The sequence below is a fragment of the Vibrio sp. J383 genome (assembly GCF_023503985.1).
In the GTDB taxonomy this organism is placed as follows: Bacteria; Pseudomonadota; Gammaproteobacteria; order Enterobacterales; family Vibrionaceae; genus Vibrio; species Vibrio splendidus.
Genome location: NZ_CP097293.1, coordinates 1,339,255 through 1,359,468 on the forward strand (window position 1 = coordinate 1,339,255; position 20,214 = coordinate 1,359,468).

The following is a 20,214-nucleotide window of genomic DNA, read 5'->3' on the forward strand; positions in this document are numbered from 1 at the left end:
TCATCTATCTTAGTGACAATACTCACACTTATTGTGGGTTTTTGAGGGAAAATATCTATTTTTGAGTACTATTGGCGGCGAATGAATTGCGAAATATAATAAACGGAATCTAAAAATGGTTACGTACTCAAGTTTTGTGGTTATTGCTTTATATGTACTAACTACTTTATTTATCAGTTACTTAGTAAATAAGCGTTATAGCGTTGGTGGCGATTTTTCGACTGGTGGAAAACAGTTTGGTTGGTTTACGGCAGGTGTGTCGATTCTTGCAACCTACATCAGTGCGATGACGTTCGTGGGTATGCCGGGCTGGGTTTATAGCTCAGGCATGGAAGCAATGAGCGTCCATTTGAATTACCCAATAGTGATCTTTTTCGCTGTGGTTTTCTTTGTCCCGGTGTTTTACAAACTCGGCCTGACTTCGATTTATGAATACCTAGAGCACCGCTTTGGCGTTGTTGCTCGCACGATTAACTCAATCGTGTTTATTGTGGTTCAGTGTATTTCGGCTGGGGTAATTTTGTATGCAGTTGCACTGATCTTGGTGCAAGTGTTGCCGGTGAGTATCTCCGAGGCGATCATCTACATCAGCTTATTTACGGCTTTGTATACCTATGCGGGCGGGATTTCGACCGTCATATGGACAGACATGCTGCAGTCGGCGGTGCTGATCATTGGCAGCATTGCGATCTTTGTCTTATTGCTGATGAAGATTGACGCGGGCGAGGTGTTGTCTCCTGAACATCTGAATATCATCAATCTCGATTTCGACTTGGGAGTTGATACTACACTGTGGGCGGGTGTGGTTGCCGTGAGTTTCTTGCATCTGAGTGTGTATGGCACTAATCAACTGATTATTCAAAGAACATTAGCAACAAAAAACGTTGCGACGGCACAGAAATCGATGCTGCTTTGTGGTTACGGCGCCTTCTTTATCTACCTGTTTTTCTCTGTAATGGGCGTTCTTCTGAGTGTCTTTTATCAAGACCAAAGCTTTGAAAACAGCAATGAAGTGATTCTCGATTTTGTATTCAATCATACCAACCCAATCATTGTTGGACTGGTGATTTCAGCTCTGTCGGCAGCGGCAATGTCGACCTTGGATTCAACCTATAACTCAATGGCAACGGTCGCAACGTTCGATTTCTACAAGCGCTTTTTCCGTAAGAAAGCTTCCGATGCACATTATGAATCGGTGGCAAGAAAGATGAGCTTGGTTGCTGCGGCTTCAGTTGTCGTACCGGCTTTGATGGCGGTTTCTAACGAATCTGTGCTTAAGACGATTGCCAGCCTGACGTCCATTTTTGTTGGTATTCGCCTTGGCTCTTTCATCCTTGGTTTGTTCTTTAAAAAGGCGAATGAGAAAGGGGTGATTGCAGGCAGTATTGGCAGTGTGGTTGTGGTGTTTATTGCAAAATACTATGGTATCTCTTGGCCTTGGTTCGCCTTAATCGGCACTGTGGTTTTCTTAGTGCTAGGTGTTGTCGTTAGCCATTTCTATGGGCAAGTAACTGAACAACAAAACGAATTTATCGCCAAGCAGAAGCACTTATTCGCCAAGCCTACCGCGAGTCATTACGGCTTGTTGGTGTTCGCTGTTGTGACAATCGCTGCTTGTACTGTTATCCCTGATTGGCTTTATGCCGCTCTTTCTTAATTGACCGATTCTTTACTGGTATATCTATGTTATCGATCTTTGATATCTACAAAATTGGTGTGGGGCCATCGAGCTCACACACTAACGGCCCAATGATTGCAGGTTTCCATTTCACTCAATTAGTCGCGGATAAAATCACGGAAGTGGTTCGTGTTCAGGTCGATCTTTATGGTTCGTTATCGTTAACCGGAATTGGGCACCATACCGACAGAGCAACCATCTTGGGTTTGCTTGGCAATAAGCCAGACTCGATTAAGATCACCAGCGCTAATGAAGTGATGCGTCTTGCTATCGATAGTGGTGAAATGCCGTTGAGTGGCCATCACACCATTGGCTTCAATTATCAAACCGACATGCTATTCCACGAAGACAATCTGCCTTTGCATGAAAACGGCATGATGATTACCGCGTTCGATCAAAGTGGTAATGCGATTATCGATGAAACCTATTACTCCATTGGTGGTGGCTTTATTGCAACCGCGGACGAGCTGCAAAACGGCACTAAAACCCAAGCAGTAGAAGTCCCTTTCCCATTCAAAAATGCCGATGAGATGCTGCAAAAAGCCGAAAGTAGCGGCATGAGCTTGGGTGGCATGATTTTGAAAAATGAAGCGGCTTTCCAAGGCGATGATGTTATCTCAGAAAAGGCCGATCAAATCTGGCGAGTAATGACTCGTTGTATGGAACGTGGCTTTGAAACTGAAGGCATTCTTGATGGTGGCTTGAACGTCACTCGTCGTGCTCCAAACTTGTTGAAGAAGCTCGAAGCGAATGCGGCCGTTGAAAACGATCCAATGGAAATCATGGATTGGATTAACTTATTCGCCTTTGCGGTGAGTGAAGAAAATGCGGCTGGTGGCCAAGTCGTGACATCACCAACTAATGGTGCCGCGGGCGTGATTCCAGCCGTATTGATGTATTACCATCGCTTCATTAAAGAGTTGGATACTAAGCAGTTAAAAGACTTCTTAGCCGTATCGGGCGCGATTGGTATTTTGTACAAAACCAACGCTTCTATTTCTGGTGCCGAAGTGGGCTGCCAAGGTGAAGTGGGCGTTTCGTCTTCTATGGCGGCGGCGGGTTTAACCGCTTTACGCGGTGGCAGTAATGAGCAGATTTGCATTGCGGCCGAAATTGCGATGGAGCATTCATTGGGTATGACATGTGACCCGATTGGTGGCTTGGTACAAGTGCCATGTATTGAACGAAATGCGATGGGTTCCATGAAGGCGATTAATGCTTCACGAATGGCACTCAAACGTAACAGTAAAAGCCTGATTTCATTGGATAAGGTTATCGCTACTATGTATCAGACGGGTAAAGACATGAATAAGAAGTATCGTGAAACGTCTCTAGGTGGTTTGGCGCTGATTCATTTAGCTCACCCTTGTGAATAGCAAGCGTAAATAAACGATATCTGTTTCAAAATAACAAAGCCCAGCCCCTAAGTTTTAGAAATCTAGGGAGCTGGGCTTTTATTTTGCTTAAAGAAAAGGGCTGTCAGGAGAAGTGAACTAGTCCCCAAGAGGCAACTTATAGCTGTTTTTCAACTCTTTAACCGAGATATTCGACTGAATCGCACTCACGCCTTTGACTCGTCTGATCGAGCTAATACGCTCAAAGTACTCTTCTAAATCTTTCGCTAGCACTTGAATCATATAGTCGGCACCACCTGCAATGCAGTGACACATAGGAATCCAATCGGTTACTTCGACAAACTCTTCAAACGGTTCCGTGTTTTCGACCTCGTGGTTGCCCAGTGTCACTAGCGTAAAGCCTGCAACATGAAAGCCTAATTTCTTGCGATTCAGCTTAGCGGCGTAACCATCGATATAGCCCGTCTCTTCCATGCGTTTCCAACGGCGCCAGCACGGGGTTTCGCTGAGGTTGACCTTCTCTGCGAGCTTACTGTTGCTCATGCGTCCGTCTTGTTGGATATGTTCTAAGATGGCGATATCTGTGTCATCTAACACTTCTTTGGTGGATTCTTTCTGTTTCATGGTGTTTTTAGAAAAGTCTTGCTCAAATTTGGATTAATATTAGCCTATATAGCAATTTAATTCCTAGTCGAATCTGTAAACTCTCTCCGTATAAATACTTTACTTATTAGGAGTGAGAGGAAATGAGCTCTCAATTAATGCTGGCGTTCTTGCTATTTTCAACATCAATTGCAATTACACCTGGGGCAGGCAATATCGCATTACTTGGGATTTCAAGTCGTTATGGGTTTGCTGCGACTTTACCTTTTATCTCTGGGAACGCTGTTGGCATCATCATCGTGCTGGCGGGTTCCAGTGTCGGTTTGGTGAGCCTATTTACCCTTTACCCAGAGCTATACAACATTTTGAAATACGCGGGTGCGGCTTATTTGCTGTTCATGGCGTGGTCGATTGCTAACATGCAAATCGAAGAAAGCACCACAGATAAACGTTCAGGTTTTATGTCAGGTGTGTTGGTGCAGGTGTTAAACCCTAAAGGTTGGATAGCTTCATTAACCGTGTTTTCGCAATTCATTACTCCGAATGCAGATTACTTGATTCAAGTAGTGACCATTATCGCGGGTATGGTTATTACCGGTGTGCCGTGCATGTTGGTGTGGGCGTATTGCGGCACCATGCTGAAAAAATTACTGCAATCACCAAAACAGATGATGTTTGTGAACCGTTGCTTGGGTGGAAGCTTAGCGATGGTGGTTGCCTTTATGCTTTATCAACCTGCATAAATCACAAAGAAAAAAACCACTCCTAAATCCATAGGAGTGGTGTCTAAATGTCGACTAAGTCGTTAACAGTAAAGAATTAAGTTAACAAATATTTAAGGAACTTGAGTTAAAAGCTTTTAAGCCTAGAAGCTTTTAAGTGTAAAGATTAAGCGGTTTCAGCCTCTTTAACTGGAGCTGAGTTACGGATTAGGTGGTCAAATGCACCTAAGCTTGCTTTTGCACCTTCACCCATCGCAATGATGATCTGTTTGTAAGGTACGGTTGTTACGTCACCCGCTGCGAACACACCTTTCATTGATGTAGCGCCATGAGCGTTGATTTCAATTTCACCGCGTGGTGAAAGCTCAACTTTCGAACCCTTCAACCATTCGCTGTTTGGCATTAGGCCGATTTGAACAAAGATACCCGCGAGTTCGATCTGTTTAAGTTCATCCGTATTGCGGTCTTTGTATTCCAGACCGGTTACACGGTTGCCATCACCAATCACTTGTGTGGTTTGAGCCATCTTGATGATTTCGATGTTTGGTGTTGCATTTGCTTTGTCGATAAGCACTTGGTCGGCACGCAATGTGTCTGCAAATTCAAGTACGGTTACGTGTTCAACGATACCCGCTAAATCAATTGCCGCTTCAATGCCTGAGTTACCACCACCAATAACCGCTGTTTTCTTTCCTTTGAATAAAGGGCCGTCACAGTGTGGGCAGTAAGCGACGCCTTTGTTGCGGTAGTCTTGCTCACCCGGAACGTTCATTTCACGCCAGCGAGCACCGGTACTGGTGATGACCGTACGAGATCGTAATGTTGCGCCGCTCTCTAGCTCAACGTGGATGTAGCCGTCTTCTGTGTCTTCGGCTGCGATGATGTTCGCAGCGCGCTGCTCAGTCATTATCTCAACACCGTACTCTTTTACGTGCTCTTCAAGGCTAGCTACTAGCTTAGGACCTGTCGTCGCTTTCACGGAGATAAAGTTCTCAATCGCCATGGTGTCCATCACTTGGCCACCGAATCGGTCAGCAACCACACCAGTGCGAATGCCTTTACGTGCAGCATAGATAGCGGCTGAAGAACCTGCTGGGCCACCGCCGACAACCAATACATCAAACGGTGCTTGTTCGTTTAGGTTAGCTGCTTTCTTTTCTGCAGCGCCTGAATCAACTTTGTTGAGAATTTCAGCCAGTGACATACGTCCTTGACCAAATAGCTCACCGTTAATAAACACGCTTGGAACTGCCATGATGTCGCGAGACTTCACTTCGTCTTGGAATGCTGCGCCATCAATCATCGTTGTCTTAACTAACGGGTTAATCGCCGACATCATGTTGAATGCCTGAACCACTTCTGGGCAGTTTTGGCATGAGAGCGAGATGAAAACCTCTACATTAAGTTCTTGATCGAGTTCTTTAATTTGTTCAATTACGTCAGCTGCAAGCTTGATAGGGTGACCACCACTATGAAGCAGTGCTAGAACCAGTGACGTAAATTCGTGACCCATTGGCAAACCGGCAAAACCGATCGCGGTGCCTTTCTCTTGGTTCACGACCTGCATGATAGGACTGCGAGTGCTTGCGCTGTCATCGCGAGTAACTTCAATTTTGTCAGTCAAAGACGCGATGTCATTCGCCAGATCTTGAAGTTTGTTCGCGGTATCGCTGCTATCAAGGCTCAGCACTAACTGAACATTGGTTTTTAGGTTTTCTAGGTATGCTTTTAGCTGCTGCTTCATTGCTTGATCTAACATAATCGTGCCTGCTCTTAAATTCTGTGTCTTGGTATTGACCAATACCTTCTTGCTGAAAAAGGAAAATAAAAAGGGGGCGCAAGTCGGCAAATATTGTGGTGTTGATTTTTTGAAAGGGTGGCGCGCGACTGCCCTTTAGGAGGGGGGCCGAAGCGCGCCTGTAGAACCGTTTAACTGTTCTGTTTTACTTGTTCTTTCTTAGCTGTTCTTGTTTGAACTAGGCTTAGATTAAATCTTGCCTACTAGGTCTAGAGATGGCGCTAGAGTCTCTTCGCCTTCTTTCCATTTAGCTGGGCAAACTTCACCTGGGTGAGCGGCTACGTATTGCGCTGCTTTAACCTTGCGTAGTAGGTCTTCAGCGTCACGGCCGATGCCTTCAGCTGTGATTTCCATTGCTTGGATAACACCTTCAGGGTCGATTAGGAACGTTGCACGGTCTGCAAGGCCCTGACCTTCACGCATAACGTTGAAGTTGTTTGTGATGTTGCCTGTTTGGTCGCCTACCATGAAGTATTCGATAGTGCCGATTTTGTCAGAAGTATCGTGCCATGCTTTGTGAGAGAAGTGCGTGTCAGTTGATACTGAGTAAACTTCTACGCCGCGAGATTGAAGCTCTGCGTATTTGTCTTGTAGGTCAACTAGCTCAGTTGGACATACAAACGTGAAGTCTGCTGGGTAGAAGAAGAATACAGCCCACTTGCCTTTAACGTCTTGCTCAGTGATTTCTACGAATTCGCCGTTTTTGAATGCTGTTGCGTTGAATGGTTTGATTTCTGTGTTGATCATGATTCGACTCTCTTTCTAATTTGTAGTGTTTAACGCTATCCCGCGTCGATGGAGCTATATTGCATTCGCACCGAAAATTAGTGAAATCGGACATTTCTATAGATTCAATAGGCAAATCCTATCTTGGAAAGGAAAGGACTACCGGTAAAAGCTATCAACAAAAACGATTAACAAAAGCCATCAAACATCAGCCCCCCCAATTTGAGTAGCTATGCTTTTTAGGTTGTTCTCTATTTAGGCAAGCAGTATTTGGTTCAGTATCTATGTAGGTAAGGGGAAGTACGGTTTCTTTACGCGAGTTGAGTTGTTATACCAACCTTTAAATAACAAAAAATTATCATTAATATAATTTATGATAATTTCAGTTAATCGTCACATCTCCATATACTCTCTCCATCGAAACGAAACATCGAAGCCAGTCTTCGAAACGCACAGAATTAAAAACGAATTTGGAGCAAGTTATGAAAATGAATCACGTAGGCATCATGGTTGGCGACATGGACAAAGCAGTCGAGTTTTACACTAAGGCTCTGGGTCTAAGAATCGTAATGAACAACACCAAAGTAATGGAAGAGCGCGAATCAGCAATCGGCCGTATGTGTATCGCAGTATTTGGCGAAGGCTTCAAAGGCTTCAACATTGCTCACCTAGTCACATCTGATGGCATCGGTGTTGAGCTGTTCGAAATGAAAGATCGCCAAGAGCGTCACGAAGTTGATTTCTCTCGCCTAGGTATCTTCCACTTCTGTCTGCAACTTCCAAAAGAGCAGTTTCATTCAGCTATTAAGCGTGTTGAAGAGTATGGCGGTAAGGTTCGTATGGACATCATGCGTTACCACCCAGAAGACGAACTAAAACAAGCACAAATGGTTTACCTAGAAGACCCGTTTGGCAACCTATTCGAATTTTACTCGCACACATACGAAGACACCTACGCGACTGATTACGAGTAATCGCGTTACCTACCTGTCATAAGGTAGAAAACCGAAACACCCCCTAAAGAGGATTGGTAGCGATACCAATCCTTTTTTTGTGTCTGTAGGGCTTAATTTAGGAACATCGGATAAACTATCGGTTGCACTAAAACAAGCCGACATTGTTGATCTATAGTGCAGCATTGGCTTGAGCGAAAACTTAACTGATTGATAAATATGATGCTAAACCATTGGCATATATGTTGCACTATTGCCTTTATGTAAATTGTATACAATAAAAAATACATAAAGGAAGTCACATGGAACAGAACAGTGAATTGATCTACGGATTAGACGATCGACCATCAGTTAAAGCAGCCAGTTACGCGGCGCTGCAGCATGTATTAGCCAGCTTTGTTGGCATTATCACACCAACGCTCATTATTGGCGGTGTTTTAGGGTTGGGTGAACACATCCCTTATTTGATCAGCATGGCACTGATGGTGTCTGGGGTTGGCACTTTTATACAAGCTAGGAAAATAGGGCCAGTTGGCGCAGGGATGATCTGTGTCCAAGGGACCAGCTTTGCGTTCTTAGGTTCTGTCTTAGGTGCGGGTTTTCTTGTTAAAGCAAATGGAGGTGGGCCGGATGAAATGCTCGCCACCATTTTTGGTGTCTGCTTCTTTGGTGCATTTGTCGAAATCGTCCTATCGCGCTTTATCGAAAAACTCAAAGTAGTGATCACGCCCGTTGTGACCGGCATCGTTATCACGACGATTGGTGTCTCTTTGATTAAAGTCGGCGTCACTGATATCGCTGGTGGTGTTGGCGCAGAAGATTTTGGTTCTGGAAGCAATTTGATGTTGGGTGCGATTGTGCTCGGAACCATAGTGGCACTTAACCTAAGCAACAACACCATGGTAAGGCTGTCGTCGATTTTAGTCGGATTGGTTGTAGGGTGGGGCGTTGCTATTCTGATGGGCAAGGCGCCAATGGTTTCTTTTGCATCTCAACCGCTATTGAGTATCCCTGTCCCATTTAAATATGGCTTCGCTTTTGATTGGCAAGCCTTCCTGCCGATTGCTTTTATCTACTTGATTACCGTTATTGAAACAACCGGTGACCTGACTGCCAACAGCATGTTCTCAGGACAGCCAGTTAAGGGGCCAAAATACATCAATCGACTCAAGGCGGGCGTGCTAGGTGACGGCGTAAACTCGCTTATTGCAGCAGTATTCAACACTTTTCCAAACACGACTTTCAGCCAGAACAATGGTGTGATCCATTTTACGGGGATTGCGAGTCGCTACATTGGCTACTTCATTGCGGCGATTCTTTTTCTATTAGGCCTATTTCCCATCTTAGGCGCGGTATTAATGACGATTCCAAAGCCAGTATTAGGCGGAGCGACATTGGTGATGTTTGGTACGGTTGCTGCGGCGGGCATCAAGATTATCGCTAGCGAGAAGCTTGATCGTCGCAGAATCATGACGATTGCCATCTCATTAGGTTTAGGACTGGGGGTAATGCTGGTACCGGATTTATTGAAAGAAGCACCCAAGCTAGTGCAAAGCATATTTGGCTCACCAGTAACGATGTCGGGTGTTGCTGCTCTTGTTATTACCGGGTTGATGTCTTTGGTTCCAGAAAACAAAACCAAGCCTGTGGCAAGTTCGGTACAAACCAGTAAAGCGTAACTTATACAGCCGAGAAGAAGCGTAGGTGACTGATTACGGACAATTGCGCTTAAGACAGAAAAGTCGAAACACCTCTTAAAGAGGATTGGTATAGATACCAATCTTCTTTTTTGGGTTGGTTATGATAGACATGGTTCGACTTATACATCGTCATCAGCTAAATACCTTCTGCTGACGTACGAGATACAAAAACTAAAGAGTAGTTCCGAAATGCTCAGTGAGGAAATCCAAAAACACTCGAACCTTGCTCGGAACTAGCTGGCGGTTTTGATAGATTGCGTATGTGCTGGTTTCATAGTTACATGGGCTAAACGTAAACTCAGGAAGCAATTGTACCAATTTACCTATTTTAAGTTCTTCTTCAATAGCCCATTGTGGGAGCAGGGCAATACCACCACCGTTCGATATCAATTGCTTTTGCCCGTTCACAGAGTCGACTTCCATGTAATAAGAGATGTCGATTTTTTGCGGTTTTTTATCCAATACAAACCAATCATGCCACCCCTTGTAGCCATAAACTAAGCAGTCATGTTTTGCTAGATCTTCAACATGTTGAGGGGCTTTGTTTCTTCTTACATAGTCAGGACTGGCGCATAGAATAAAGTTGTTTTGGACGAGCTTCTTAGCGATCAAATTAGAATCAGGCAGTCGGCCACTGCGAATCGCGATATCCACATTTTCTTCGATCAGATCGACCACTCTTTCTGTGATTTCAATTTCAATATCGACCTCGGGAAAGGCAGCCCTAAAGATAGGAACAAGGGGCAAGATTTTGCTCTCTCCAAACGCAACGGTGGTGCTTATCTTGAGGCTTCCTCTTGGTGAGTGATGCAATGCGCTGACGGCTCGTTTTGCTTCATCAAATTCGCCTGTAATGCGCTTGGAATATTGATAGAACAATTGACCTGCTTCAGTGACGCCTACGTTGCGTGTCGAACGCTCTAATAGTCGCACATTGAGTTCTTCTTCCAGTGCAGAGAGCTGTCTGGAAATAGAAGAAGGCTGAATATCAAATATCCGACTGGCTTTGGAGATGCTGCCTTGTTCAACCACACAGTTGAAATAGGCAAGACGATTGAACAGGCTCATGTGCATTACTCATTAAACGATGGTTTCGATTCTTCCCAAGCGGAGCTTTCTGATGAATCCAGTTTATGCCCGAAGTGGAAGTGATATTGATGTCTTTATGGTCCTTCAATGTTAGCTTAATTGCCTTTAAAGCAAAACTGAATTGCCTCTCGGCAGATTCAAACCTCTGGTTGTTGTCTCTATGATTCTCCACATCATCACTAACAACGAGCAATAACCATGAATACAATTAGAACAGCCACTATCGCAGCTTGCTTTTCGGTAACAGCCCAACACCTGATTGAAAAGCTTATTACGAGCGGAACCCGTGTTGTCGCTTTTGGACGCATCGGCGATGAAGCAAGAGCAAAAAGCCTAGAAGATAAGTATTCAGGCCATCTGACCGTGTTACTTGGAGATCTTACGGATGAAGAGCAAAGCCAAGCGCTTGCTGCCGAGGCATCTGAAATCTTAGGTCATATCGATGCTCATTTTCATTGCTCTGGTATTTATACCTGGAGTCATTGGACTGACGTGGAAGTGAGTAAAATGTCTGACTTGTGGAATGCGAACTTTATGACGGCGTTTGTCTTCGGAAGAGAAGTTTTCAAGTTAATGGAGTCGCAGGGAAGTGGTTCACTGATGTTTGTTTCTGCCCGTGATACAGCGCGTAATATCCCCGCAGGTTTTGGCCCTTATATGGCGTCTAAAATGGCATTGAATGCTTTGGTCGAAAGCTTGGCTGCAGAGGGCGCATCATCCAATGTTCAAGTGAATGCGGTATTGCCGACCATTGTTGATACTGAAGTCAATCGACAAGCACTTCCTGATGCTGACCACTCTACATGGGTAGATCCAGCTGACTTGGCGGAGTTAATGATGGAGTTGGTTCAGCCTAATAAAACCTATCTGAGTGGCTCGCTAATTACCGTCAACAATAAGATGCATTAACAGTAGATTTGGATAGCTGCAATAAGCTAGAAAACGAAACACCCCTAAAGAGGATTGGTAGAGATGCCAATCCTTTTCTGGTTTGGATGTTTTTGGCTGAATGTTTTGGTTGGGTGGCTATATCTACATGAGGTGATTGAGAAATATACAATTTTAAGGCTTTGTTAAAGTTGACGTTTTGACGATAAAACCTTTCATGAATATGACGGAAGAAAGTGTCGTTCATGAAAACATTCCGTCATCATAGCGAATGGTAGCCTTGGCTGAGCAGTGACTATACTCAGCATTATATTGCTAACCAACAACAACGAAAATAGAGAAATATGCAGAGATTAGCGCACCCAAATCACATGAAAAAATCACATATTATCTTTACCGCTCTTATTCTTATGATATTATCCGGATGCACCTCAACGTCGGCTGTCGGCAGTTCTAAAACAAAGGAATATGCCAAGTCACATGCTCTTGCTGGTAAAGCTTCTTGGTATGGCGATAAATTCCATGGAAGGCTCACAGCAAGTGGTGAGACGTATAATATGAATGCGAATACTGCGGCTCATAAAACCTTGCCATTCGGCACTATCGTGAGAGTGACCAATACAGACAATAACAAGTCTGTTGATGTGAAAATTAACGACCGAGGCCCCTACGTAAAAGGCCGAGTGATCGACCTTTCGCACAAGGCATTTGCAAAAATCGGCAATGTTAAGCAAGGCACCGTGCCTGTCAAAATCGAGATTGTTGATGACAGCAATACCTTTAGGTACAAACACTAGAACCGACTCTTAGCCTCCCTTTTTTGGGGAGGCTAAGTGACTGGAAGTCGTACAACTATTTATCAATCAACGCATGATTTATTCATGGGTTAAAAGACATAAGTCATGAATAAAACCTTTCAGCCATTAGTCACAATTATTACTAATAAAGCACTCTCGAATAAACCGATTCCGTATGCGCTATGTGCCAACAAACTTAAGGATCTTGCTTTCCAAGGTTTAGGGGTTTTACTTGCTGCTATCCCGAAGCCAAGGCAAGGTTGAATAACAAAAAATGGAAAGACCAAAGTTACAATACCAGTCAGTAAAGCCGGAATTAACCTTGGTTCTGCTAGCCATTCTTCTCCCCAAATAAAGATGAGAACCAGCGCAAAAACGATACCTATCAAGTAATGCAATATCCATCCTAATACCTTCTCTCCTTTCACTTCTGGTGTCGCCATTATAGGGGTATGAAAAAATTGCCCTTTGGATATTAAAACGAACCAACGAGCGACCAGTGCGTAATCAAGTGATGGAATCCCCAACAACTTCTTTTGAATCCAAGCCCACATATCCATAGCCAAAGTGCCACCAATACCAATCAATATGGCTTGTAAGTAAACTGAAGTGTCCATTTGAAATTACTCCTATATTTTGTACTTTATTTAAACATTGTTATATTCACAGGCACGTTACCACTTGAAGTCGACTTTAAGTCAAGGATGCATTTTATGGATATTGCAGAAGTCTCTAGGGAGTCTGGACTAGCTCCTTCAACGTTAAGATATTATGAGAAAATAGGTCTTATTCGTTCTAATGGAAGAAAAGGGTTAAGGAGGCAGTACTCACCAAAGGTATTAAATAAATTAAATGTTATTTCCCTTGGGCGTATTGCTGGATTGTCACTAAATGAAATATCAACGATGTTTGATACATCAGATGAATTGGCAATTGACCGCGCGTTATTGATGCAGAAGGCCGAAGACGTTGATATTCAAATCAAACGCCTGAAAGTAGTACGTGACAGCCTTAAACATGTAGCGACTTGTCCACAACCATCTCATTTAGACTGTTTATCATTTCAGAAATTGATGAAATCAGTTAAACGCTATTTCGCTTAAAATTTGTAAGAATGGAGCTTCAGTGAATACATTTTTTTGGCAAAGCACGTTAGCTCGGAACTCAAAGAGAGGGAAATTACATTTCCTTACCAACTGAAGTAAATCTGAAACATCGCTGACACGGTTATGAAATTTTTGATGGCTAGCTTATGGGGTTCTAAAACGAATCCAAATAAGGAAATACCCGTGAAGCTAACACCTGTCGTTGCCGCCGTAATCATGTCTTTCAGTTCAGCAAGTTTTGCTTTTAGCTTGCAACAATCTGCCAATAAAAACAGTGAAGATCTCGTATGGACGGGGCACCTTAGCCCAGACAGCGACACGGTAATGTCTGCGATACTCGCGGCTCATATCTATGGTGGAACGGCGACAGTGCCTGAGCCTATCAATCCTGAATCGACGTTTGTCTTGAACTACTGTAATGCTGAATCACCTCGTGTAGAGACAGATTACTCTTCATACCGAGTGGGGCTGGTGGATTTCAACCAAGTGACTCAATTAGCGCCAACCGTTGACCAAGCATCTATTGTGGCTGTCGTCGATCATCACGCGATTGGTGGCTCACCGATTAACACCCCACAGATTGTCGAGATGGATATTCGAGGTTGGGGATCGGCTGCAACTATTCTGGCTGACAACGCTGAAAAGCTGGATGTGACCCTACCTAAGCACCTTGCTTGTGTAGGCTTAGGCGCAATCCTTTCTGACACTGTGGTATTCCAATCATCAACCACTACTGATCATGATCGTGAATACGCTGAAAAGCTGGCAAAAGTTGCAGGTATTTCAGATATCGAAGATTTTGGTCAACAGATGATGATTGCTAAATCGGATCTCAGCCACCTTTCATCTGAAACCATTCTGACGCTGGATTACAAAAACTTTAAATACGGTGGCAAACAGGTGGGTATTGGTGTGGCTGAAACGCTAACGGCTCAACAACTGATTGACCGCAAAGACGAGCTTTTGGCGGCGATGAAGTCTTACAAAGAAGAGAGCGGGCTAGACCATCTGTTCTTCTCCATCACAGACACTAAGAACAAAGAAGCTAACCTATTGTGGGTGGACGAAAGCGACTATCAAGTTATCAAATCAGCTTTCAACGCTGAACCAACAAGTGACATGTTAACTCTGGAGGGCGTCACTTCTCGTAAGCGCCAGATTGGCCCTGCAGTTCAAAAGGCAATTGAGAGCTTGTAAGTATTAAGAGAGTTTGGGAGAGGGATTGGTAGAGATACCAATCCCTTTTTTGTTCTTGGGCGTCTAAATTGAATTTGGACAAAAATGAGTTAGGTCTGTTGCTTTAAAACACTGCTCTCAGATTAGGAAAAATATGTTTAACACTTAAACGATAATTGCCTGTATGAGAAAGATGGTTATGCTCTTAAATTAGATGCTCAGAGACGGTGTAATGTGGGATCAGAATAGCGTCAGCAAATTAACTATTGACGCCATGGTCTTTTGTTAAGCTACGATATCCGCATAAGCTTTAGAAGCCATTACAGGAATAAATTCAGTGATTGAATAAGTTACAGCCCCACTTTTAACGAATGGGTCTGAGTTTAAAACTTGTTCAAGCTCTCGCTCACTCGCATGTTGTGAAACAAGGATGCCCCCAGTTCTAGGTACTTTTCTTCCGCCAAACATCAGCTTGTTTAATCTATATTCTTGTTCAAGATAATTCTTATGTTTATCAGTTAGTTCTGGCGTTATTTTTTCCATGTCAGTAAAAGTTATGTCTACTAGATACATATAATTCTCGCTTTTCAAATAGATTAATATAAAATCGCTACTTATTTCGTAGCGGACTATACTGCTACTTTTTTAGAAGCGCAACATTTATGACAACACCATTACCTAAAAAATTAGTAAGAGGATCGAGTTCGGGTGTAGCAATCATGGCTTTATTCGATCTGTTAGGCCGAAAGTGGAATATGAGGATCATGTGGGAACTTAACTCTGGTCCTTTGAGTTTCAGAGGATTACAAGAACGATGTGACGGCATGTCTCCTTCTGTTTTAAACACTAGGATTAAGCAATTGACTGAAGCTAAATTGGTTTTTACAACATCAGAAGGCTATAAACTAACAGAATTAGGATTGTCCCTAATGAAGACACTCAACCCTTTGAGAGATTGGGCTGCTGGTTGGGAAGATAAAATATCAAAGTAGCCTAACATTCTTAATAACAGGCCGGCTCGTTTTATCGCCAGCCTAACTTTCAATTAACCTACCATAACTCATTAAAAAGTTGAGTATATTACCTTGTTTTTTATTTCACCATCACATCAAAGCGAGCTATCAGTTCCAACAAAACCTGCCACATTTAAACCTAATTGACTGTGTATACACAGAAGAAAGAAAGTAAAGATGGTAAGCAAGTTGATGAACGAAATCCGACGATAAATGAGAATGCGAGGCTAAAGTCTCAAATCAGAAAAAGCATTGAGCAGTACTTCAGCCATACACTTGATATTAGAAAAAATAAGTCAAATTGTGGTTCAGTTAACTGAGTCGTAGGTCAGCTGAAACAAACTTTGGGGCAAATCCGTGTTAGCTCATAATTAGATCCCCTCCTAACCTCCCCTTAATTTGCATCTTCGATTCATCGTGGTTCGTGGAAAGGGGAGGAACAGAATGCCAATCGTTACATGCACAGTTACATATTCAGCGGTAAAGAAGGTTCTCCCCTTAGGTCGCCAATCTACAGGGATGATGAACGCAACTTGAGGGGGAGGGTGTTTCAAAACAGGCGAACACACGTCAGCTCATCAGCTATTGAAAAGTATTGTGATTGAGCCTGATATGAATGGAACGCACGTCCGTTCCAATTGAAAGATTTAGCGTTCTAAAGCTCACAACGTATAAGCGTTATTCGATGCCAACCACTCTTTTACCGCTCGGTTAAAAGTGACCAACTTCTGCGGTGTGACCCTTCTTTGAGCATAGATAAGGCTTAGCTTTTGGGCTTTTATCGACCATTCTGGGAACACGTGAATAAGTTCACCTTGTTTGAGCTGCTCTTCAACTTGATAGAACGGCAGGCTGGCGACACCTATCCCTTGCATCGCTAACTCTAAAATTGAACTGTAAGTATTTGAGCTAACGCTTCCAGTTACTTCAACATGGTAGGTTTGTGCGCCATTGATTAACTCCAGCTGATTCCATCGTTCATTTTGACTGTTAAGAATGAAGCTGCATTTGTGGATGTCTTTGGTGGTGGAGAGTGGATTAGTCGATGCGTAATCGGCATTGCAAACTAGGACATTGCGGATGTGCCCGAGATCGTTGGCAATCACATCATTAGGCAGTTCATCGTAGGCTCGGAAAGCAATGTCAAAGTCGCCAGATTCTATCTTCTTTTTCATCGGCCCAAAGTCGAGAATCAAATCCACTTTTGGGTACTCTTGCTTGAAAGTAGGGATGATATGACGACAAAGCGCACGCCCAAACTCTATCGGCGCGGTAATTTTTAAATCGCCTGCTACTTCCTGCGTCATGTCTAATACGCGCATTTCAGCTTCGGTTGCCAACAGTTGAATTTGCTTCGCTTTTGAATACAACTCTTCGCCCACTTCCGTGAGGCTGATAGAACGAGTCGTTCTGTGAAACAGCTTAGAATTCAAGGTTTCTTCGAGTCGTTGTACATGCCGAGACACCAAACCTTTCGATACATCCAACACTTCAGCGGCCTTGGTGAAACTTTGCTCTTCGGCGACAGTCAAGAAGGTCTGCATATAAGTCAAATTCATCATTAACACCATTTAGTAAACAGTGAAGTCATTTTGTACTGTTTTTCTTGCTCCTTCAAGAAACTAAGATTCAAAACGTAAACAAAAAGGAGAAGTACAATGAACAAATTACTACTTATTACTGCTGCAATGACTGCCTCTATGAATGTTTCAGCTGCCTCTGTTGTAGAAAGCACCCCAACACTGGTTGGAGACTCATTTGGCTTTGTTGAAGGCCCAACATGGGATGTGAAACATCAACGTTTCTTGTTTAGCGATATTCCAAATAACACAACCTATTCTTACGGTCTTGACGGCAATTTAAGCGTTTTTGATGACAACTCTGGCTATGCCAATGGTCTTGATATTGATGCCAAAGGCAATCTTTGGGCTGCTCGCCATGATAGAAAGCTGTCGTACCGTCAGGGCAACGGAGAGAAAGTGATTGTCGCTGCTACTTATAACGGCAAGCTGCTTAATAGTCCGAACGATTTAACCGTTAATAGCGATGGTAGCGTGTGGTTTACCGATCCTCCGTTTGGTATCCAAGGTTACGGCCCAGCAAAGGCAGAACCAGAGCAACCGGTTAACGGTGTTTATCGCTACCTAGATGGTGATCTAAAGCTGATCACGGGAGAGTTCAAGCTACCAAACGGCATCGCTTTTTCTTCTGATGAATCTTCGGTATACGTTGCCGACACGTCTGATGGCTGGGTATACCGATTTGATGTTGATGGACTGTCACTCAGCAATAAGACTCAGTTTGCCCAAGTGAAAGCGGAGTCTGGCTCTGAACCTATGGTTGATGGTGTTGCTGTTGATGCTGATGACAACCTATTTGTTGCAGCGCATGGTGGTGTGGGTGTGTTCGATAAAGACGGTAAGCAAATAGACTTCATTGCTATCGATGCGGGCCATATCAGCAACCTAGAAATTGGCGGGAAACAACAAGACTTACTGATGGTGACGGCATACAACAAAGTGTTGCTGTTCAAGCTTAAGTAACAAATTACACCATTCGTAAACGCATTTCAGGATGGGATAATTGAAAAGAAAAAGGGATTGGTCGATGTGCCAGTCCCTTTTTGTGTTGTAAGGCTTGCGCAGTTTATTTCTCTTGCTCTGCTCTTAACCAAAAATCAGACATATCTTCAAACAGGTCATCGTTGTTCAAAATGCTTAAATGGTTTTCGTTATAACCGCGAATTTGGTCGGCGCTCAATTGAGCGGGGCGTGATAATTGGCTCGAAAGGTTGATTACTCCATCGTTACTGCTGGTATTAAATAGCTCGCCCGAGTTATAACCAAAGGCCAAAAAGTGGGGTATGTGAATCTCACCGCTATCAATGAATAAGTCAGCGATAAATTTTCCGTCTGGATTTAAATCAACCCATGCAGGCATTACCACGGGGGAGTACTCCATTCCTTGTTTAGCAGACTCAACACCACCAAACGGCGAAGAGATGGTGGTTACGCTGCTTACAAAGTCGCATAGCTGTCCGATTCGGCATTGACGAATACTGTTGGTTACGATCAAGCCGCCCATGCTGTGGGCAACAACATGTAATTGTTGGATCTTATATTCAGTCACCACCGTGTGTAACAGGTTATTTAAGCCTCTCGAGTTCAAAGATAGAGATAAACCTGAAGGGTAGTTAAACACCCATATTTGGTATTTAGATTGATCTATTTTTCCAATGAGAGGGGAGAAATCTAAAGCCGTTGCATTGATCCCATGCACAAATACGATCGGGATTTTAGCTGGGTCATATTCAGATAAAAAATAGAGACCTGCATTACCTTCGACCAAAAATGTCAGCGGTTGCCACATACCGAGCTTTGCGTTCCCTTTCTCAAAAGGAGGATCGGTTAAATTTGCCACGGTGCCTATATCAACGAGGTCTAATTCTATTTTCAATAGCGAAGATAACGAACGATCAACAAACGCACTTGGGGCTTCATTTTCATTAACGGATAATGAGACTTCTATTGTTGATTTGTCTTTATAAGAACGAAGTTTTACCACACTGAAAGCTTCATTGGCTTGTAGGGTAAGATCTTGATTTTTATCTTCAAAGATAAGTAGGTAGTGGACGTTATTTGATACGTGCAAGTGAATGCTGTCACTGTCTATGATGCCATCGTAGCCATCCACTTCGCTTTTATTGATGTCTTTCACTTGTTCAATCACCACGGCAGAGCCGGAGGCAGGTTGACTTAAGGTAACCATGTATTGATTGGTTATGGAGTCGATAGCTTCTATCTCATTAGACAGGTTTCTAAAGTTACTGCACCCTGATAACACTGAACTGAGTAACAATGCTGAACTGAAAAATAGTGCAGTAAGTAATCGCCTCATTCTAATTTCATCCTTAAATCAACCCGATTCATCCATAAATCAAAAACCTGTGTTTAATAGTAGCAATAAAGCAGAGAGTCATCTTATCCATTATGTTTGAGCGTATCTTGTCTTGAAGCCCCGCCGATTTCGGCTGTTGGAAAATTTGATATCGTTGCTTTGTTGCTCCTACTCAGAAGCGAAACATTGTTGGTTGGGGTTGCGTAGCTTGATGATGGTATTGTTTGGGTCTACTCGATTCAACGCGTCATCATTGAGATTAGCGTGACTGAAATCGATACGGAATAGATCCGCACGATGCAAATCGACGTTGAGCATTTGTGCGTGGCTCATGTCTGCGTTTCGTAAATCGGCATCGCGGAACGTCGCATTGTTCAGGTTTGCGTGGCTGAAATTGGCGTAAGTAATGTCAGCCTCATTCATATTTGTGCCTGATAAATCGGCGCCACTAAAGTTGGCTCGGATTAGGTTGGCACAACGCAGGTCTAGGCTTTTGAGTGCTAAGTGGCTTAGGTCGGCATTACGTAATTGCGCTCTTTCGCCGCCTTGGTTTTCTAGCCACAGTTTGTGTTGTTCAAGAATAGAATCAAGCTCTTGCTGAGTGTAGGTATTCATACTTCACACCATCATTTTATTGAGCCCGCTGTTCTAGTCACCAGTGGGCTCTCATTAACTGAAAGCTTTGTTTAGTCGTTAGCCTTATTTAATAGACA

General features: G+C 43.4%; 20 protein-coding genes. 11 read left to right on the forward strand and 9 right to left on the reverse strand.

Going from position 1 to position 20,214, the window contains the following annotated elements; all coding sequences use genetic code 11:
• Window positions 1-115 precede the first annotated feature (115 nt).
• A complete protein-coding gene (locus M4S28_RS06085) occupies window positions 116-1,657 on the forward strand; it encodes a sodium:solute symporter family transporter (RefSeq protein ID WP_249632495.1) in 1,542 nt (513 codons plus the stop codon).
• 26 nt (window positions 1,658-1,683) lie between these two features.
• Complete coding sequence (locus M4S28_RS06090) at window positions 1,684-3,054, forward strand: L-serine ammonia-lyase (protein ID WP_249632496.1); 1,371 nt, start codon at window positions 1,684-1,686, stop codon at window positions 3,052-3,054.
• A 117-nt stretch (window positions 3,055-3,171) separates the two neighbouring features.
• On the opposite strand, the gene M4S28_RS06095 is transcribed toward M4S28_RS06090, so the two are convergent.
• On the reverse strand, window positions 3,172-3,657 hold the full coding sequence (locus M4S28_RS06095; protein WP_004736367.1) for an Lrp/AsnC family transcriptional regulator: 486 nt from the start codon (window positions 3,655-3,657) through the stop codon (window positions 3,172-3,174).
• Between the two features lie 122 nt (window positions 3,658-3,779).
• On the opposite strand from M4S28_RS06095, the gene M4S28_RS06100 reads away from it, so the two are divergent.
• On the forward strand, window positions 3,780-4,379 hold the full coding sequence (locus M4S28_RS06100) for a LysE family translocator (RefSeq protein WP_004736366.1): 600 nt from the start codon (window positions 3,780-3,782) through the stop codon (window positions 4,377-4,379).
• Between the two features lie 145 nt (window positions 4,380-4,524).
• Here the strand turns inward: M4S28_RS06100 and ahpF are convergent, their stop codons facing one another.
• Window positions 4,525-6,117, reverse strand: a complete 1,593-nt coding sequence (gene ahpF, locus M4S28_RS06105; protein WP_249632497.1) for an alkyl hydroperoxide reductase subunit F — start codon at window positions 6,115-6,117, stop codon at window positions 4,525-4,527.
• Window positions 6,118-6,345: 228 nt separating this feature from the next.
• Window positions 6,346-6,903 carry an alkyl hydroperoxide reductase subunit C gene (ahpC, locus tag M4S28_RS06110; protein ID WP_017078889.1) on the reverse strand — a complete coding sequence of 186 codons (558 nt, stop codon included), beginning with the start codon at window positions 6,901-6,903 and terminating at the stop codon, window positions 6,346-6,348.
• 461 nt (window positions 6,904-7,364) lie between these two features.
• On the opposite strand from ahpC, the gene M4S28_RS06115 reads away from it, so the two are divergent.
• Window positions 7,365-7,856 carry a VOC family protein gene (locus M4S28_RS06115; RefSeq protein ID WP_029406249.1) on the forward strand — a complete coding sequence of 164 codons (492 nt, stop codon included), beginning with the start codon at window positions 7,365-7,367 and terminating at the stop codon, window positions 7,854-7,856.
• Window positions 7,857-8,137: 281 nt separating this feature from the next.
• Window positions 8,138-9,514: a uracil-xanthine permease family protein gene (locus M4S28_RS06120; protein WP_102488149.1), complete on the forward strand. Its 1,377-nt coding sequence runs from the start codon at window positions 8,138-8,140 to the stop codon at window positions 9,512-9,514.
• Window positions 9,515-9,706: 192 nt separating this feature from the next.
• Here the strand turns inward: M4S28_RS06120 and M4S28_RS06125 are convergent, their stop codons facing one another.
• Window positions 9,707-10,603: a LysR family transcriptional regulator gene (locus tag M4S28_RS06125; protein WP_249632498.1), complete on the reverse strand. Its 897-nt coding sequence runs from the start codon at window positions 10,601-10,603 to the stop codon at window positions 9,707-9,709.
• A gap of 219 nt (window positions 10,604-10,822) precedes the next feature.
• On the opposite strand from M4S28_RS06125, the gene M4S28_RS06130 reads away from it, so the two are divergent.
• Together M4S28_RS06130 and M4S28_RS06135 are read left to right on the forward strand one after the other, a co-directional pair.
• On the forward strand, window positions 10,823-11,533 hold the full coding sequence (locus tag M4S28_RS06130) for an SDR family oxidoreductase (protein WP_249632499.1): 711 nt from the start codon (window positions 10,823-10,825) through the stop codon (window positions 11,531-11,533).
• A gap of 323 nt (window positions 11,534-11,856) precedes the next feature.
• A complete protein-coding gene (locus M4S28_RS06135; protein ID WP_249632500.1) occupies window positions 11,857-12,309 on the forward strand; it encodes a septal ring lytic transglycosylase RlpA family protein in 453 nt (150 codons plus the stop codon).
• Between the two features lie 119 nt (window positions 12,310-12,428).
• Here the strand turns inward: M4S28_RS06135 and M4S28_RS06140 are convergent, their stop codons facing one another.
• A complete protein-coding gene (locus M4S28_RS06140) occupies window positions 12,429-12,926 on the reverse strand; it encodes a DUF2938 domain-containing protein (protein ID WP_249632501.1) in 498 nt (165 codons plus the stop codon).
• A gap of 96 nt (window positions 12,927-13,022) precedes the next feature.
• Here M4S28_RS06140 and M4S28_RS06145 point away from each other — a divergent pair, with 96 nt between their 5' ends.
• Complete coding sequence (locus M4S28_RS06145; protein WP_102533585.1) at window positions 13,023-13,412, forward strand: helix-turn-helix domain-containing protein; 390 nt, start codon at window positions 13,023-13,025, stop codon at window positions 13,410-13,412.
• 186 nt (window positions 13,413-13,598) lie between these two features.
• Window positions 13,599-14,612 (forward strand): manganese-dependent inorganic pyrophosphatase, encoded by a 1,014-nt coding sequence (locus M4S28_RS06150; RefSeq protein ID WP_249632502.1) that lies wholly within the window; start codon window positions 13,599-13,601, stop codon window positions 14,610-14,612.
• Between the two features lie 264 nt (window positions 14,613-14,876).
• On the opposite strand, the gene M4S28_RS06155 is transcribed toward M4S28_RS06150, so the two are convergent.
• Window positions 14,877-15,164 (reverse strand): YciI family protein, encoded by a 288-nt coding sequence (locus M4S28_RS06155; RefSeq protein WP_249632503.1) that lies wholly within the window; start codon window positions 15,162-15,164, stop codon window positions 14,877-14,879.
• An 89-nt stretch (window positions 15,165-15,253) separates the two neighbouring features.
• Here M4S28_RS06155 and M4S28_RS06160 point away from each other — a divergent pair, with 89 nt between their 5' ends.
• A complete protein-coding gene (locus tag M4S28_RS06160) occupies window positions 15,254-15,583 on the forward strand; it encodes a winged helix-turn-helix transcriptional regulator (protein WP_029225959.1) in 330 nt (109 codons plus the stop codon).
• A 683-nt stretch (window positions 15,584-16,266) separates the two neighbouring features.
• Here M4S28_RS06160 and M4S28_RS06165 read toward each other — a convergent pair.
• Complete coding sequence (locus tag M4S28_RS06165) at window positions 16,267-17,163, reverse strand: LysR family transcriptional regulator (protein WP_339385606.1); 897 nt, start codon at window positions 17,161-17,163, stop codon at window positions 16,267-16,269.
• A gap of 99 nt (window positions 17,164-17,262) precedes the next feature.
• Here M4S28_RS06165 and M4S28_RS06170 point away from each other — a divergent pair, with 99 nt between their 5' ends.
• Complete coding sequence (locus M4S28_RS06170; protein WP_249632505.1) at window positions 17,263-18,147, forward strand: SMP-30/gluconolactonase/LRE family protein; 885 nt, start codon at window positions 17,263-17,265, stop codon at window positions 18,145-18,147.
• A 103-nt stretch (window positions 18,148-18,250) separates the two neighbouring features.
• Here M4S28_RS06170 and M4S28_RS06175 read toward each other — a convergent pair whose 3' ends face one another.
• Together M4S28_RS06175 and M4S28_RS06180 are read right to left on the reverse strand one after the other, a co-directional pair.
• Complete coding sequence (locus M4S28_RS06175; RefSeq protein WP_249632506.1) at window positions 18,251-19,501, reverse strand: esterase/lipase family protein; 1,251 nt, start codon at window positions 19,499-19,501, stop codon at window positions 18,251-18,253.
• Between the two features lie 168 nt (window positions 19,502-19,669).
• Window positions 19,670-20,116, reverse strand: a complete 447-nt coding sequence (locus tag M4S28_RS06180) for a pentapeptide repeat-containing protein (RefSeq protein WP_249632507.1) — start codon at window positions 20,114-20,116, stop codon at window positions 19,670-19,672.
• Between the last annotated feature and the right edge of the window lie 98 nt (window positions 20,117-20,214).